Genomic DNA, 17198 nt, shown 5'->3' with positions numbered 1-17198 from the left:
CGTATGCAACGACGCGCAAAAATCATCTGCACCATCGGACCGGCATCGCGTGAAATCGAAGTCCTTCGGAAACTGATCGAAGCCGGCATGGATATCGCGCGGCTTAATTTCTCGCATGCCTCACATGAAGAACATGCGGAAACCATTCGCCGCATTCGCGAGGTCTCCGAGAGTACCGGGACGTCCGTCGCCATTCTGCAGGATTTGCAGGGACCGAAGATCCGCACCGGCAGGGTACCCGAAGGTGGCGTTGAGCTGAAGGACGGTGCGGAGTTCATTATCACGACGAACGAAATCGAGGAAGGCAGCGCCGCGCGTGTCAGCACGACGTATGCCGGACTCCCTGACGATGTCGAGGAAGGACACCGTATCCTGCTCGACGACGGCTACCTGTCGCTCGAAGTCGAGCGCATCGATGGCAGCGACGTGCACACCCGCGTCGTCAAAGGCGGAACGCTGCGGAGCAACAAGGGCATCATCGTCCCTGGCGCATCGATCAGTGCTCCTCCCCTGAGTGAGAAAGACGTCGACGATCTGCGATTCGGCCTGGAAGCCGGGGTCGATGCCGTTGCCCTGTCCTTCGTCCGCTCCGAACGCGACGTCATTGAACTCCGCAGCACCATGAAGGTGTTTGGCCGTTGCGTTCCGATCATTGCGAAAATCGAACGTTACGAAGGCATCGACGATATTGAGGATATCGTCAACGAAGCTGACGGTATCATGGTGGCACGCGGCGACATGGGTGTGGAAATGCCCGCGGAGGAAGTGCCCGTGCTGCAGAAGCACATCATCCAGCGCTGCAACTTTTACGGGAAACCAGTCATCACCGCGACGCAAATGCTCGAATCCATGATACAGCATCCTCGTCCCACACGCGCTGAAGCCAGTGATGTGGCGAATGCGGTGCTCGACGGCACCGACTGCGTCATGCTCAGCGCGGAAACCAGTATCGGGGACTACCCTGTCGAGGCGGTATCATACATGGACCGTATCGTCCGCGCCATTGAGAAAGAGCAACCTCCCTCCCCGCCGGCGCAGAAAGAGATTCCAGAGGACATGCAGCTGAACGTGTCCGATGCCATCGGCCGCGCCAGCTGCGTGATCGCCGGCCAGATCAATGCCGCCGCGATCGTGACACTGACGACTTCAGGCGGCACGGCCCGGGTTATTGCGAAATACCGTCCCAGAGTGCCTATTCTCGCCCTGACCGACAATGCGGATACGCATCGCCAGCTCGCGTTCACCTGGGGCGTCACCCCCGTGCGCATCCCGCCGCTGAGTGAAATCGATTACCAGTTGTCCGCCCTCAAATCGCAGGTACTGGAGTCCGGTCTCGCGAAGCGTGGTGAGTATGTCGTATACAGTGCCGGAAGTCCCTTGCAGAAAAGGGGCTCGACGAATATGTTAGAGGTACATCGCCTGTCATGATGAAAGTACGCCATATGAAGTCAAGCAATTTTCTCCGCACGACAGCCCTCGCCACATTCCTTCTCCTGAGCACCCTGCCGCTCAAGGCGCAGCTCTTTCTCGAGGAACGCGTCATTTTCGCGATCGATACCGTTCCGCAGGTTTCGCAGGTTCTGCAGCTCGGGAAATCGTACCGCATGGATTGTTCGGGCACCTACAGTTTCTGGACCACCCTCCAGGGAGATAGCATCGGACTCGTTGACGCGGCGTATTATCGTGATATCCCGCCCGGAGAATTCGGTTTCCCGGGACTCGCGACTTCCGGCACGAACGGCTTCCTGGTCGACCGCAACCCCATCGCCCCGCGCATTGTGCCTTCGGGTACGAGTCCCACCTACACCTACACCCTGCCGTACACGGGACAGGGTCGCGGAGCGGAGCTGTTCATCGAGGATCATCCGCCTTTCTCCATCGACAGGCATTCCGACAATTCAGGTGCCATTCGCGTACGCATTTACAACGTATCGCCTGAGATCGTGGTCGATTCGTCCGCCATCGATTTCGGGGAAGTCGAACTCGGCGACCGCCGTGACACTGTCATCGTATTCGAGAACGAAGGGTACGGTCCCCTCGTCATCAACGATTTCCTGATCGGGGGCACGGACGCCGCGGAGTTCTCCTACACGGGCGCCGACCGCTACACGCTTCAACCGGGCGAACGCGATTCCGTCGTCGTCAGCTTCCACCCGGGCAGCGTTTTCCCGAAAAGCGGCTTCCTGATGTTCAACACCAACGATTATGATTCACCGGTGGTGACCATTCCCCTCCTCGGTATCGGTGTTACCACGCTGGAAGCCGGCTGCATGAGTACGCTCACCGCACCATCGCAGCGCTACAGCCTCATCCCCGTCACGCTCTTCGCCAATCGGGAAGGCTCGCGTACCACGTCATACGCGTTCGATCTGATGTATGACCGGAGGCTGTTCATTCCCGATCGTATCGAGACTGCCGGCACGCTGAGCGCAGGCTGGCAGGTCGACATGACTGTCGTGCAGCCCGGACACCTGCGCATCACGGCCACGGGCGGCGATACGTTGCGCGGCACGGGCACGCTCTTCAATCTTCGTATTTTCGGGGTCTGGAGCGAACCCCCCGTGAGTCCGCTCGACATCGAGAACCTTGTTTTCAATGCCGGGAATCCCCGATCACGCATCGTGGATGGACAGGTGGAGATCGACAGTCTCTGCAATCAGTACCTGAAGAGTGTGCATGCCATCGGGACGCCGCAGATCAGCAGCAACACACCAAACCCTTTCAACCCTTCCACCTCCATCGCGTGGTCCCTTCCTTCTGCCCAGCATGTGCGCCTGAGCGTCCATGACGCCATGGGCCGCGAAGTCGCCCTCCTCGTCAGTGGCATGCAGTCGCAAGGAGAACACACGTCGACCTTCCATGCCCGCGATCTGCCGTCAGGAAGCTATTTCGTGCGCATGACCACTGCATCGGCGACGCGCATTCACCGAATGCTTTTGCTGCGCTGACAGGCACTAAAGCTTAGTTTTCAAATGATTTCACAGTACGTGAAATTTGTCGCTATATGTTCGGGATATTCGTATCTTTGTGTCTGACTTCGGCGTAGCCGGAAATTCGGCAAAACCGAAGCAGTTCGGCAGAACCGAAACAGGTTCACACGCACACCAGCTAATCATTCCACAACGGAGATCCCTGACTCATGTCAATTGCATCCCAAATGCTCGAGTACTTTCGGCGGAAGTCGAAGGCCGTTCTCGGCGGCGGGGAGAAAGCCATTGAGAAGCAGGTCGCCCTGGGGAAACTGACCGCCCGCGACCGCATCACTACCCTGCTTGACGACACGTCTTTCCATGAATACGATCTTTTCGTCGAGCACAAGTGCAACGATTTCAACATGGACAAGAAGCAGCTTCCCGCCGATGGTGTGATCACCGGCACAGGGAAGATTTCCGGCTTCCCGATCTGCGTATATGCGCAGGATTTTACCGTGGCAGGAGGCTCCCTGGGCCTGATGCACGCGCGGAAAATCACCAAAATCATGGACCACGCGATGAAGCTGGGACTGCCGCTGATCGGCATCAATGACAGTGGCGGCGCCCGCATCCAGGAAGGCGTCAACTCGCTGGCCGGATACGGCGAAATTTTCTTCCGCAACACGCAGGCCTCCGGCGTCATCCCACAGATTTCTGTCATCCTCGGCCCCTGCGCCGGTGGTGCGGTCTACAGTCCGGCACTCACCGATTTCGTCTTCGTCGTCGACAATATTTCCAAGATGTTCATCACCGGTCCGGAAGTCATCAAGACCGTTCTCGGTGAAGAGATTTCCATGGAAGATCTCGGTGGCGCCCGCGTACAGACGGAAGTTTCCGGTAACGCGCACTTCTTTGCACGCACCGAGGAAGAGTGTTTCGAGCAGATCAAAAAGCTCGTCACCTTCATTCCCTGGAACAACCGCAAACGTCCGGATACCTTCCCGCCGAAACCGCCGAAAGCGGAATTCGACATCACGAACATCATCCCGGTCAATCCCCGCCAGCCCTACGATGTGCGTGACATTATTCGCGCCGCCTGTGACGACTCCGATTTCTTTGAAATCCAGGAGCACTGGGCAGCAAACATCGTGATCGGTTTCGCGCGTTTGAATGGCGAAACCGTCGGTATTGTCGGCAATCAGCCACTGGTGCTGGCCGGCGTGCTGGATGTGGATTCCTCCGACAAGGCCGCACGCTTCATCCGCTTCTGCGATGCGTTCAACATCCCGCTCATTACCTTCGTCGATCTCCCGGGATATCTGCCCGGCGCTGACCAGGAGCATGCCGGCGTCATCCGGCACGGAGCGAAGATCCTGTACGCCTACAGCGAAGCCACCGTGCCCAAGGTCACCGTCATCCTTCGCAAGGCGTATGGCGGCGGATACATCGCCATGTGTTCACGTCATCTGGGCGCGGATTTCGTCTTCGCCTGGCCGAGCGCTGAAATTGCGGTCATGGGTCCCGAAGGCGCGGCGAACATCATTTTCCGCAATGAAATCGCCAAGGCTGACGATCCCGACGCCATGCGGCAGCAGAAAGTGCTCGAATACACCGAGAAATTCGCAAATCCGTATATCGCGGCCGCCAACGGACACGTGGATGCCGTCATCGGACCGGAAGAGACACGCGAATTCCTGATCCACGCGATTGAAATTTCCCGGTCGAAGACGGAAATTCGTCCAGAACGAAAGCACGGCATTCCGCCGTTTTAGCCATGAGCGAAGAGAAAAAAACACAGCGTCTCGTCATCGACGACACGCCCTACGAAACCCGCTTTACGCGGAAATTCGAGCAGCGTAAACCCTGGCAGCCGGCCAATCCCCGGCTTGTACTCGCTTTCATTCCCGGCACCATTGTCGACATCCAGGTACGTGTGGGACAACAAGTGCGCTGGGGCGACAGCCTGCTCGTGCTCGAGGCGATGAAGATGAGAAATGATGTCACTGCCGCGGAGGACGCCATCGTGAAAAGCGTACACGTAAAAAAAGGCGACCGTGTGATGAAAAATCAGTTGCTAATCGAGTTCGAATGATGTATATTTGATCTCCCTCCCTCCCCCCATGGGCTGTCCGCATTTTTCGCGGGCGGCCCATTTTTTTTGCTCCTCCCTGTGAAAAAACGTCAAAGCACAAGAGAAATACTTCTATACCATTTCATGGCAACAACTTACACGATTCCGCCCACCTCGGTTCTCTGCTGTGCAATAATGATACGCAGGGGACATACAGAGAAAGATATGTTGCTTTTTTCATCACTTTCTGCAATTTTACTGGCAGTTCACCTGTTCAATCTCGTCCATCTTCCATGTATCAATTGTTCTCTTCATTTTTCCGCCGCTTGCATACCCGTCATCTGCTCATCGCCGCACTTCTCGTACTCGCGGCCTGTTCCGATGATGATGGTGTGGATCCGATCGTCACGCCTCCCGGCATCCCCGAAATCGAGCAGCGTGTGCATACGTTGATCAACGAATACCGGCAGGAGAAGGGGCTCAGTCCACTGACGCTGCACAACGTCCTCACCACACAGGCGCGCAACCACAGCCGCGACATGGCCGACGGCACGGTGCCGTTCAGTCACGACGGGTTCGATGCACGCGTCACCGCAATCAAGGCGCAAATCAACATCAGCTCTGCGGCTGAGAACGTGGCAATGAACTCCGGGTACAGCGATCCTGCCAAGATCTCATTCGACGGCTGGATCAAGAGCGATGGACACAGAACGAATATTGAAGGAGATTACGATCTGACAGGGATAGGCGTTTCGCAGTCATCCAGCGGAGCGTACTACCTGACGCAGATGTTCGCCAAAAGCCGCTGATCTCCCAACCGTCCCTTCACGGGACGAAGTAAAAAAAAGAGCCGTCATGCCTGCGCCCCGCTTCTGCGGAGGCAAATCATGACGGCTCAGTCATTTCTGCGCAGCAACATCCGTAGCTGTGTTCTTATCCCGGCGTTGCTGTGATCTTATCTGGTCATCACGTAGCCGCTCGCTGCTTCGTCATCCGTATGAGCGTGCGGCACGTGCAACGAGCAGTTGCGAAATTACTTTTTCGCCTTGGCTGCTGACGTTGTCTTTGCTGTCGGACGCTTCTGGCCCTGGTTTTCGAGGCCGAGTGCCTTGGCTACCGTGATGCCGATGACGGCGGGGTTTTCCACAACGTGGATGCCGGCTTTTTTCATCGCCTTCATTTTATCGGCGGCCGTACCCTTGCCACCGGCGATGATGGCGCCTGCGTGTCCCATGCGACGGCCCGGAGGAGCTGTGCGTCCCGCAATAAAGCCGACGACGGGCTTTGTCATATTCTTCTTGACCCATGCGGCGGCTTCTTCTTCAGCGGTGCCACCGATTTCGCCGATCATGACCACGGCGTCGGTGTCGGGATCCTCATTGAACAATGCAAGCGCGTCGACGAACTGCGTGCCGATCACCGGATCGCCCCCGATGCCGATACAGGTCGACTGTCCGATTCCGAGCATGGTCAGCTGATTGACCGCCTCGTAGGTGAGTGTACCACTGCGGGAAATCACGCCGACATGCCCTTTCTTGTGAATGAAACCAGGCATGATACCGACTTTGGCCTTTCCCGGTGAGATGACACCAGGACAGTTCGGACCGACAAGACGCACACCGCGCTGCTGGACGAAGTCATAAGCCTGCACCATGTCGCGGGTCGGAATGCCCTCGGTAATACAGACAATCAGTGCCACACCGGCATCCGCAGCTTCCATAATGGCATCTGCTGCAGCGAACGGCGGGACGAAGATCACCGAGACGTCTGCCTTTGTTTTCGCCACCGCGTCCTTGACAGTGTTGAATACGGGCACGCCCAGATGTTCGGTGCCACCCTTCCCGGGAGTCACGCCGCCCACAACCTTCGTACCGTAATCAATCATCTGCTGGGCATGAAAACTGCCTTCCGAGCCCGTCAGACCCTGAACGATAACGCGGCTTTTCTTGTCAATCAAAACACTCATGCTCTTTCTCCACGCACTCAGATAAAGGGAACGATTTTCTGCTAATCTGCAAGATTTACAAAGCTAGTGATTTCAGGCAGATGAAACAAACAGCGGAAGATTCCGGAGTATTGTGTATGTTTCACCTGACGGTAATGTTCACGCGAGTGCTGGAGCAAGATATGGACGACATGCGGAAGGAATTACTGGCTGCCCTCGGGTATTCCAACAAGGCGATTCGGATGCTCGACGAGGAATTGCATTACGGTGAGCTGAAGAATCCAACAGTTCATGTCAAACATCAGGCGGGCTGCGGCGACATCCTTTTCCTCGATCTGGAAATCGAGGAAGACCGTATTCGCGATGCGGCATTTCGTTTCGTGGGGTGTTCAGGCCTGCAGGCATCGGCTTCGGGACTGACGGAAATGATTATCGGCAGACCTGTCAGCGAGATCGAGCACCTGCAGATGCAGGATATCGTCGAATGGCTCGAAGGGATTCCGGAAAACAAGTACGAGTGCGCCGAATCCGCAAGCATCACCCTGCACAAGGCGCTGGACCTCTGGCGGACACAGCAAGGATCTCCGGCGGGACAGCCGGGGTCTCCAGCGGAACAGCCGGCGGCGGCAAACTGAGGCCAACCGTTACGAACTGATGGTTTTCGTTACAAACTGATGGTGATAGTCACGGCGAGTGCGGCACCGACGAGAACCTGTGCGATCAGCGCATCCCCGGCAATCGCTTTGTCGGGATCCATGCCCTGCGCGATGCCCACGGGTGTCCAGCTCGCCCACTTGACATGATTGGCATTCACCTCGCGATTGAAAGTACCGCGGGTTCGCCAGCTTCCCCCGACATTGAAGAGTTCCGTATAGCCGTAGAACAGGGCATCGAGTCCCCAGGTCCACCACACGAGATTGAATGCGATGGCAGTAGGGAGCCCGACCTTCTCGTACAACAGCCAGCTCACCCCGATCTGTGTCAGTCCCTGAACCACCCTGTAAATCGGTGTGGTCACGTCGTTGTCACGTACAAGGTTGAATCCCACGTAGTCGAACAGGCCCATGCCGAGAGCCGCACCGGCGAGGTACAGGAGCTTCTCCCCTGCCGTGGGTTGAAGCTGCGCGGTGAGACTGTCGGTGGCAGCATCGCCATGCTCGGTTGGCGTCTTCAGACTGGCGCCGGGAATGGATCCAGGGTTTGGAGTCAGGCGGTACTGTGCCGCCATGGGATGCATCAGAAACAGGAACAGCAGCGGAAAAACGTAACCTACGCGCATCGGCACACTCGCTGTGAACATGTGGTTTGTGAAGACAGACGCTATCCGCGCCTCGGGAATGCGATACATACGAAACGGCACTCAGCCATGCATGCGTGCCTCGTTGGGGAGTCCGCGGATGATTTCCGCCTCATGGTCGAGGAAGGCGTCGAAACGCGCATCCACTTCATCAGGAGAGAAATATTCACGGGCGAGGTTCATGAACATGGCGTAGTGGCGTGCTTCCGAGGGCATCAGCTCCTCGAACAGGGTACGCACATTACCCTCGGGAAGGGCATCTATCAACAATTGGAATCGTTCGCAGGATCGTGCTTCAATGAGTGCGGCAACGATGAGGGCGTCGAGCAGACGGGCTGGTTCCTCACCTCGCGCGTGTGCGAGCAGCGCATTTACGTAGGGATCGGGAGTGTCGCGCTGCAGGATTTCCCCGCGCGCCTTGACCAGCTCCATCACCTGTGCGAAGTGCTCGAGTTCTTCCTGCGCATGGGCTATCATGTGATCGACCATTTCCGTGCGGTCGGGATAGCGGTTGACGAAACTCAGCGCGGTCACGGCAGCTTTCTTTTCGCAATGCACATGATCGCTGAGCAGCGTGGTGAGGTCGGCGACGGCCGCAGGGGCCCAGGCATCATTACTTTCGCAGCGCAGGTTCAGCATGGCAATCAGGTCTTCAGCTGTTTTTTCTTGGCGGCGGGAAAGAGAATGTTATTGAGGATCAACCGGTAGCCCGGCGAATTCTTATGCAGCTTCAGGTCTGTCGGCGGATCACCCACGCGATGCTGGTAATCCTCCGGGTCATGTCCCCCGTACCAGGTAAACGTACCACGTCCGTAATTGCCGTGCAGGTATTTCACTTCGTTGGTCCCATCTTTCTGGGCGAGGATGGTGATGGACTTCTTGATCAGCTTCTTGTTGAAGGCCGTCGTTTGTCCGAGGAAACCCGCGATCACGTTCACATGGTCCTGCGTCAGCATGGTGGGCACGGGATCGTATTTCGCAGAGAAATCGAAGAGGGTGAAATAATCGTTGTCGGGACGTCCCCCGAACGCAGGCGTCATATCGATGTCGCTGTACTCGTACTCGTACGGGTTTTTCACCAGCGTAAAATTCTCAAATGCGAAGGTGCGGTCGAACTCCAGTTTTTCCTGGCAGTCTGGATCGGGAGCATCGCCGTCGAACATGACGTCACAGATGTCCGTATGTTCCGCCGCCAGGGCAATATCAAAGGTGTCCGTCGCCGAGCACATCGCGAACATGAATCCCCCGCCGCCCACGTACTTCTTGATCGTACGGGCAACGGCTTTCTTCAGTTCTGACACCTTCTTGAACCCGAGACGTTTGGCCATGGCCTCGTTGATCGCCACCTGCTGGATGTACCATGGATAGGTGCTGAACTGGCCATAGAACTTTCCGTACTGTCCCGAGAAATCTTCATGATGTAGATGCAGCCAGTCGTACTCATCCAGCTTGCCGGCGATGACTTCTTCATCCCATAGCTTGTCATACGGCACCTCTGCATATTCGAGCGCGAGCGTCACGGCGTCATCCCATGGCTGGAAATTGGGCGGCACGTACACCGCAATTTTCGGTGCCTTTTCGAGGCGCATCACTTCCATGTTGGCATCGGGACTCTCCACTTCCGCGATTATCGAAGAAGCGGTGCTGCCGCTGATGGTTTTGAACGACACCCCGCGAATGCGGCATTCCGATTCGATGAAGGGGTAGTACGGCATCAGGAAACTGCCGCTTTTATAGTTGAGCAGCCAGTCTACTTCCACGCCGCGCGTGAGGACCCAGTAGACGATGCCATACGCTTTCAGGTGATCGGTTTGATGCAGATCCATCTCGATGAGAATATTCTGCTGTGCGCGCAATGGCGAAGCGGCAGCGGCAGCGAAGAGAAGGATCAGAACCAGTCGTTTCATCAGGATTGTACCTTCCGTAATTCTAGAATGCGTTCCCGCGCCTGCGGGACAAACTGCGAGTAAGGATAGTCATTGAGCAATTGTTCATATAACTCGAGAGCACGGGCGTTGTTGCCGAGTTTCTCCTCATTGAGACGCGCAAGACCGATGATACCACGGTCACGCAGAAAGCTCTCCGTTCGTGTCGCGAGGAAATTCCCATAACTCTCCGCGGCACCTGCGGTATCACCCGTCCTTTCTTCCAGTTCGGCTTTTTTGAGCCAGGCCAAGTCCACAATGTCATGTGTCGGAAACTCTGCAATCAGGTCAGCGGCCTGCGCAGCGGCTTCGGAATACTTTTTCTGCCGTTCGAGGAAAAGAACGCGTGCGTAACGCTGCAGCGGCAATTCGCCTGGATCGCTGTACTGCGCGATGAGCGCGGTGAGATCGAGCGCATCATTCGCAATGTCGGTGTCGACTTCTTCCATTAACGGACCAAGCAGCACGGTCACCGTGTCGAAGCGCCCCGCGAAGAAATACGCTTCGGCAATCTTGTACTGCAATTTCCGCCGCGTAGCTTCTTCTATCTGACGGGAAGGCAGCACGGCGTTGTACTGTTCGAGTGCCGCGTCGATGTCACCGCGTGCCAGTTGGATGTCTCCGATCAGAATATCCGCATCGGCCTTCCCGAAATGATTACGGCGGGATTCCGAGATATCCTTGAGTATTTCGAGTGCACCGTCGGTATCGCCAAAGCGCTCGAACTTGATCAGTCCGATACGATACAACGCTTCGCTCGCCATAGGCTGTCCGGGATACTTCTCCGCGACATCCTCATATAGCGTGATGGCACCCTGATATGAAGACACCGATTCGGTGCTCGGATAATTTGTTGTTGAAGGAGTGAGGGCGTCCGGCATTCCCTCTGTTGCGTACAATTCCTCAATGCTCCGTGCGTGCTGAAATTCCGCCTGCGGCAGATAGGTTGCATCGGGATGTTCGTTGACAACGTCCTTGAATGCGCGCGCGGCTTCACGATAAGCCTTGTCGTTAAAAGCACGCGACGCGAATTTCAGAATCTCCATTCCTCCCGCGTGCTTGATGCGGTCAAGATCACGATACACCTGATAGGCCGAAGCGTAGTCTTTGCGTTCCATGTACAGCCAGGCGAGGAGATAGCGGAGCGACTCGCTTGAAGGATATTCATCGGCTTGCTCGCGCGCGCGTCGCACGGCAGCGTCCAGTGCTTCCGGGATTTCGGAGTACATCGAGAGCTGCTGCTGAATCTGGAAAAGCGACTGTGGCACTGCGCGCAGATAGCCGAGGTACTCATCCATCGCACCGTCGAAGTCCATCGCCATCGCACTGGCGCGGGCGATTTCAAAGGCGAACAGCTGCGGTGATCCCAGGGCTTCCCTGCCGCGCTTCAGATAACTGATACCCTTCTCGTACTCCCGCGCGTTCAGACACTGGTCAGCGACCAGCGAATACACCTGTCCGTTCTTCGTATTCAGACTGATAGCGTATTCCCAGTCGGCTTCCGCGCTGTCGCTTTCACCGCGCTGCATGAAAATGCCGCCCCGGTATACCCAGAGCTGGAATTCCTTCGGCTGCAGCTGCATGCGCTCGGTGAGGAGCTGCCGCACGTCCTCAAGGCGCTTGAGTGCGGTGAGGGTGCGGCGGAGTCCTTCAAAATACGTGCTGTTCTGCGGGTTGCTCCGCGAAAGGTCCTGGTAATATCGAAGGGCGTCCTCGTAGCGTCCCGCCTGCTCATAGGTCTGCGCTAGCCGCAGCGTGTTGCGCTCATCAGCTGCCTGCGCATGCGCGACCTGCTGTGCGAGGGGACAGAGGAAAAGGAAAAGAACTATGTATTTCATCATGGTATGGCCATGCTCTCGTATACGTCAACGTATCTGTTAATTATAGGAAGAAAAGCAGAGTCGACACAATGAGTACTCTCGAATTCACCTGACTTGTTTTCGCTTCCATCCTGTTTCCTGTACACGCTGTCAGGTATCCGGTCAGTCAGTCCATTCCATTCACAGCGGAAAAACGCATTTTTTACACCTTTCGCGGCACCCCGGACCCCTCCGCGGTGTTCCATAGGGAAGCCAGGGCACGCGCAACGCTGTTGCGCAGGGTGCAGGCAGTGCTTAACTTGTTGGTTTGTATATGCGTAACGGAAAAAACATACTGGCAGTATTCGGGTCCACGGGCTCCATCGGGTGTAATACGCTCGAGGTGCTGCGTCGTCATCCCGACCACTTCCAGTTGCGTTACCTTACGGCCAACAGTAACGCGGAACTGCTCATCGCCCAGGTGAAAGAATTTCGTCCCTCTGCCGTGGTAGTCACGGATCCGGCAGCGGAAGCGCTCGTTCGCCAGCAGGTCGGAGACATCACTGAAGTCCTCGGTGGAGAGAACGCCCTGACGGAGCTTGCTGCGCGTGATGACTACGACACCATGGTAAGCAGCCTGGTGGGGTTTGCCGGACTGCTCCCCACCGTGGCGGCCATGCGCAGCGGGAAGAACATTGCGCTGGCGAACAAGGAAACGCTGGTGGTTGCCGGCGAACTGATTACATCGCTGCAAAAGCAGCATGACGTCGCACTGCTCCCCATCGACAGCGAGCACAGCGCCATCCTGCAGTGCATCACCGGTGAGCCCGCACATGGCGTCGCACGCATCCTGCTCACGGCCAGTGGGGGACCCTTCCGGGGCAAGCGTCTTGAAGAACTTGCGGACGTCACTCCCGCTGCCGCGCTGAAGCATCCGAACTGGAGCATGGGCAGCAAGATCACCATTGACTCCGCCACGATGATGAATAAAGGATTGGAAGTCATCGAGGCGCACTGGCTGTTCGGCGTGGATCCCGAGCACATTGATGTCGTCGTACATCCGCAGAGCATTATTCATTCGATGGTGGAATTCAGCGACGGATCGGTCAAGGCACAGCTTGGCGTCCCAGACATGAAAATCCCCATTCACTATGCCCTGACCTGGCCTGATCGACTGGCTGCCGATTACGAGCGCCTCGATATCACGCAGGTCGGAACACTGACCTTTGAGGAGCCGGACCTGGAGACCTTCTCCTGTCTGCGCCTCGCTTACGCCGCATTGCGCGAAGGTGGCACGGCCCCGGCCTGCCTGAACGCCGCAAACGAAGTGGCCGTCGCGGCCTTCCTGCGTGAAGAGCTTTCGTTCCCGGGCATCGCCCGGGTGATCGAGGAAAGCCTCCAGCAGGTGGAAACACGCGCGGTGCGTGACGTCGAAACCGTCGTCGAAGTCGACCGCGAGACGCGCCGTGTGGCGCAGCAATTGCTCACTCTCTCTGAAAGCCTGACATAAACGATCCGGACAGCAACGTTACATGGACGCACTCGGTAGCATTTTCAGCCAGATTTTTTACTTCATCATCATCATCGGCGTGCTGGTGCTGATTCACGAACTCGGTCACTTTCTCGCGGCCAAGGCCTTCGGGATGCGCGTCGAGCGCTTCTCCATCGGCTTTCCCCCGCGTGCGTTCGGCAAGCAGATCGGTGAAACCGACTACTGCGTGTCGTGGCTGCCCATTGGCGGCTACGTCAAGATTTCCGGGATGATCGACGAGAGCATGGACACCGAACATCTCGACCAGCCACCCGAACCCTGGGAATTCCGTGCGAAACCCGTGTGGCAGCGCATCATCGTCATCACCGCAGGTGTGATCATGAACATCCTGCTCGCCATCGCCATTTTCTGGGGATTGAACCTCGCGCAGGGCGTGCAGCATCATCTCGTGACCACAGTCGGCTACGTGCAGGAAGGCAGCGTGGCGGCGGAATACGGACTGCAGCCCGAAGATCACATCCTGCGCATCAACGGCGAGGACGTCGAGACCTGGGAAGCCATTCGTGAGGGCGTGCTGTATTCGCAGCTGTCCGGCGATCTCACCATCACGGTGCAGCGCGGACCGCAGACCATCGACCTGTTCATCCCAAAGAAAAAACTTGAAGGTGTGGGCAGCGGTGATTTCGGTTTCAGTCCCGAAGGTGCAGAGACATTCATCGGCGCCGTCGAACCCGGACTCCCTGCCTCGCGTGAGGGATTGCAGGAAGGCGACATCTTCGCCTCCATCAATGACGTCCCCATCCACACCCCGAACGACGTGATCCGCATGGTCAGTGCGAGTCCCGAGGAGGCCATTCGTGTCGTCTGGCTGCGTGACGGCAAACGCATGCAGGCCATGGTCACTCCCACCGAGAACGGCAAGATCGGCATCATGCCCGTCGCGCGTATTCCCGGTGAAGTGGAAACAGTGCGCTACGGGGTGTTTGAAGCGCTTGCGGTTGGTGTGAAGGGACTGGTACGGGTGACGGACATTTTCCTCACCAACATCTGGCACATCATTATCGGCGAGGCGAGCTTCAAGCAGAGCATCGGAGGTCCCGTCAAGATTGCCGAGATGGCCGCGCAGTCGGCCGAGGCAGGCATTTACAGCTTCCTCAGTCTGATGGCACTGCTGAGTATCAGTCTCGCGATCATCAACATCTTCCCTATCCCGGCACTGGACGGCGGGCACCTCATCTTCCTGATTTTTGAAGGACTCTTCCGCCGCGAAGTACCGAACAAGATCAAGATCGCGCTGCAGCAGGCGGGAATGGTGCTGCTGCTGGCGCTGATGGTGTTCGTGATCTACAACGACATTTTCTGAGTCGGGAACAACTCGATTTCCGCTTTGCAGAGGAAATGAAAATGGCCGCCTTGTGCGGCCATTTTCCGTATGGTGGGAGCCCTTGTGGTGGGAGCGTACGAGATGGAAGTGTACGCACTATGTGCGGCTACGCAGCAGAAGCTCTACGCAGCAGAAGCGCCATTCAGCGGAAGCGCTACTTCTCTCCGTAATTTTTCAGGTAATGCGACAGGGCCATGAATCCGCCCACAATCTGCTCATTGCGCACCCGCACACCGTCGGGCACGTTGAGTTCCTGCGGCGTGAAGTTCCAGATGGCAATCACCCCGGCCTTGACGGCGATATCCGTCAGCTCCTGCGCCGCCGTCTTGGGCACGGTGAGAATGACCAGCTTGATTTTGTGTTTCTGAATCATTGAAGCGAGACGGAAAATCGAAACGACCTCATGGGAGCCGATCATCGAACCGATGCGATCGGGATCGTTGTCGAGCACACCGACAATTTTGAGTCCATACTGTTCAAATCCCACGTAGGTCGCGAGTGCGGTTCCGAGATGTCCCGCTCCAACGACGAGGGCTTCGGTGACCTCCTGCAGTCCGAGGAATTCCTCAATCCGCAGGCGCAGCGCCGAGATGCTGTATCCCTGATTCTGTTTTCCACGAATCTGCAGATCCGCCATATCCTTGCGGACAAGGGTTTCGTTGATCTCGAGAATCTCACTGAGTTCGCGGGAGGAGATGTATTCTCTGCCGAGTCCCTCATACGCAGACAGTATCTGGTGGTATCGGGGCAGTCGGCGAAAGGCGGCTTTGGAAATGCTATCCATACCGGCACCTGTAATTCGATGGGGAAAAGAAATTCAGACGACCAATCAGCTGTCGCGTCTCATACCGGGCGCAGACGGTGACTTATCATCCCAGAGCGAATTGCATATGACAACAATTTCACGAAAAAAATAGTCCGTAGCCGGATGGAATACAAGTTTTCCATGCCGCAAACGTGGAATTCCCTCACATCCCACGGTGGTCATTCGCTCGCGCACAGGCAGGATGCGCATGCGCATTTGAGGCAGTACTGCGTATGCAGTTCAATCATGCCCTGCTGATCCGTGGCGTCTGCGCACCGGCGATCAAACGCCTTTTCAAGCGCGAGGGTATGGCGGTTCGGCGCTGCGGGTGCGGCGTTAAAATAGAGTTCCATTGCTCGGTGCTCCATTTCTTCATCCCCCATCCACCGTCCATACAGGTGCAGTATTGGAGCAAGAACATTAACCATATGCTCAAAGCAGCGGTCGCGACCGGGACGCTCGCCTGTGGCTTGCACGGTGAACAGCGGCTGCCATTCAAAGGACCGCAGTTTCCTTTCCTTCAGCAGCGTCAGGCAGCGGCGCCACCAGTCGCGTTGATCGACCTGAACGCACCATGCGGAGAACCAGCGCAGGCGGCTGTGGATACGGTTGTTGGGACGCACACGTGAATTGCGCCAGATGTGCGGGGCGATCATGGCATCCACTTCCCCTTCCTGCAACCCTGCGATCTGTGCAAAGCGGTTGAAGCGTTCGTCGTCCCCGAGCAGCACCGCTTCCTCAAGCGGCAGCCTGTGTGCAAGCATCGCCGTCTCTTCCTCATTCCCACCATACCCGGTCGCCCGCGCCACGGCTTCATAGAGCAGTTGACGCCACACCCGTTTCCCTTCAGCTTCGTCCACCTGCTGCGCTTCGTCTGCGAGTTCGAGCAGGCGCTCCTCGAGACGGAGACATTTGCGCGCGAAACGCTCCGCTGCCGTGAGCGTGAGCATCGCCGCCGCAAGCGAAGGATGCGGTGTATGTGTGGATGCGGCGCAGGGGAACGGATGCATTCGCCTTCGTAGGTCGGACCAGGCCGATCTGAGGGGCTCTCCCATTTCCCTGGCCAGAATCAGCAGCGGCGGCATTCCACTCGCGCGCTGTCCGGGTGTTTCCGCATACATGCACACATGCAGCACCACCTGCCGGTAGCGGATGTCATCCGTGTGTCCGTGCCGCTTCCAGTCCCCTTCCCGCGTGTGCACCTCGATCGCGCCCCTGATGAGCCTGTCGTCAATAACGACTGTTGCATCGAGAAAGTCGGGTCCGTCATACCGGTTCCGCTTCCCCGCATCGATGACGCGCAGCGTCCTTCCGTCCCGCAACCGAAAGCGCCTTTCCGGCTGCAGCTCCCGCAGCCACAGTGCAATCACCTGCTCCTCCGGAACATGCGGCTGCCTCTCCCGCACCACGCCGCGCTCCGAATTATGCAGAAACTGCATAAAAACACCGCCATTTTTATGCAGAATGTGCATAAAACGCAGTTCACCCCGTCTCAGGGACATCATAAACGCAGAATAATCCAACATCTGAGCGCTCCCTACGCTTTTGTCTGTGGAAATACAACGTCA

At 57.1% G+C, this 17198-nt stretch carries 15 protein-coding genes; 8 read left to right on the top strand and 7 right to left on the bottom strand.

The window, feature by feature from the left end:
* The first annotated feature begins 3 nt into the window (after window positions 1-3).
* The 5 genes from pyk to KQI65_07950 all read left to right on the top strand — a co-directional run bounded on the left by pyk (window position 4) and on the right by KQI65_07950 (window position 5792).
* Window positions 4-1428 carry a pyruvate kinase gene (gene pyk / locus KQI65_07970; GenBank protein ID MCB2204670.1) on the top strand — a complete coding sequence of 475 codons (1425 nt, stop codon included), beginning with the start codon at window positions 4-6 and terminating at the stop codon, window positions 1426-1428.
* A gap of 14 nt (window positions 1429-1442) precedes the next feature.
* Window positions 1443-2948 carry a choice-of-anchor D domain-containing protein gene (locus KQI65_07965; GenBank protein ID MCB2204669.1) on the top strand — a complete coding sequence of 502 codons (1506 nt, stop codon included), beginning with the start codon at window positions 1443-1445 and terminating at the stop codon, window positions 2946-2948.
* Window positions 2949-3139: 191 nt separating this feature from the next.
* Window positions 3140-4684, top strand: coding sequence for an acyl-CoA carboxylase subunit beta (locus tag KQI65_07960; protein ID MCB2204668.1), 1545 nt, complete (start codon window positions 3140-3142; stop codon window positions 4682-4684).
* 2 nt (window positions 4685-4686) lie between these two features.
* Window positions 4687-5004, top strand: a complete 318-nt coding sequence (locus tag KQI65_07955; GenBank protein MCB2204667.1) for an acetyl-CoA carboxylase biotin carboxyl carrier protein subunit — start codon at window positions 4687-4689, stop codon at window positions 5002-5004.
* A gap of 407 nt (window positions 5005-5411) precedes the next feature.
* Complete coding sequence (locus KQI65_07950; GenBank protein MCB2204666.1) at window positions 5412-5792, top strand: CAP domain-containing protein; 381 nt, start codon at window positions 5412-5414, stop codon at window positions 5790-5792.
* Between the two features lie 224 nt (window positions 5793-6016).
* On the opposite strand, the gene sucD is transcribed toward KQI65_07950, so the two are convergent.
* Window positions 6017-6949 (bottom strand): succinate--CoA ligase subunit alpha, encoded by a 933-nt coding sequence (gene sucD, locus KQI65_07945; protein ID MCB2204665.1) that lies wholly within the window; start codon window positions 6947-6949, stop codon window positions 6017-6019.
* A 161-nt stretch (window positions 6950-7110) separates the two neighbouring features.
* On the opposite strand from sucD, the gene KQI65_07940 reads away from it, so the two are divergent.
* Window positions 7111-7563 (top strand): iron-sulfur cluster assembly scaffold protein, encoded by a 453-nt coding sequence (locus tag KQI65_07940; protein MCB2204664.1) that lies wholly within the window; start codon window positions 7111-7113, stop codon window positions 7561-7563.
* Between the two features lie 29 nt (window positions 7564-7592).
* Here the strand turns inward: KQI65_07940 and KQI65_07935 are convergent, their stop codons facing one another.
* The 4 genes from KQI65_07935 to KQI65_07920 form a co-directional block, all read right to left on the bottom strand.
* A complete protein-coding gene (locus KQI65_07935) occupies window positions 7593-8207 on the bottom strand; it encodes a hypothetical protein (GenBank protein MCB2204663.1) in 615 nt (204 codons plus the stop codon).
* Between the two features lie 81 nt (window positions 8208-8288).
* Entirely contained in the window at window positions 8289-8864 is a 576-nt protein-coding gene (locus KQI65_07930; protein ID MCB2204662.1) for a tRNA-(ms[2]io[6]A)-hydroxylase, read from the bottom strand.
* Between the two features lie 5 nt (window positions 8865-8869).
* On the bottom strand, window positions 8870-10132 hold the full coding sequence (locus KQI65_07925; protein ID MCB2204661.1) for an asparagine synthetase B: 1263 nt from the start codon (window positions 10130-10132) through the stop codon (window positions 8870-8872).
* Window positions 10132-11991: a tetratricopeptide repeat protein gene (locus KQI65_07920; GenBank protein MCB2204660.1), complete on the bottom strand. Its 1860-nt coding sequence runs from the start codon at window positions 11989-11991 to the stop codon at window positions 10132-10134. The genes KQI65_07925 and KQI65_07920 overlap by 1 nt, the downstream gene beginning before the upstream one ends.
* 292 nt (window positions 11992-12283) lie before the next feature.
* Between KQI65_07920 and KQI65_07915 the strand changes: the two genes are divergently transcribed.
* Both KQI65_07915 and rseP read left to right on the top strand, forming a co-directional pair.
* Window positions 12284-13459, top strand: a complete 1176-nt coding sequence (locus tag KQI65_07915; protein ID MCB2204659.1) for a 1-deoxy-D-xylulose-5-phosphate reductoisomerase — start codon at window positions 12284-12286, stop codon at window positions 13457-13459.
* A 22-nt stretch (window positions 13460-13481) separates the two neighbouring features.
* Complete coding sequence (rseP, locus tag KQI65_07910) at window positions 13482-14804, top strand: RIP metalloprotease RseP (GenBank protein ID MCB2204658.1); 1323 nt, start codon at window positions 13482-13484, stop codon at window positions 14802-14804.
* Window positions 14805-14979: 175 nt separating this feature from the next.
* Here rseP and KQI65_07905 read toward each other — a convergent pair whose 3' ends face one another.
* Complete coding sequence (locus KQI65_07905; GenBank protein ID MCB2204657.1) at window positions 14980-15609, bottom strand: redox-sensing transcriptional repressor Rex; 630 nt, start codon at window positions 15607-15609, stop codon at window positions 14980-14982.
* A 200-nt stretch (window positions 15610-15809) separates the two neighbouring features.
* A complete protein-coding gene (locus tag KQI65_07900) occupies window positions 15810-17069 on the bottom strand; it encodes a DUF2851 family protein (GenBank protein MCB2204656.1) in 1260 nt (419 codons plus the stop codon).
* Between the last annotated feature and the right edge of the window lie 129 nt (window positions 17070-17198).

It is taken from the genome of bacterium (assembly GCA_020444325.1).
Classification (GTDB): Bacteria; Bacteroidota; Ignavibacteria; order SZUA-365; family SZUA-365; genus BM516.
The sequence above is the reverse complement of the archived record's forward strand: the minus strand, read 5'-3'. Positions and strand labels throughout refer to the sequence as shown.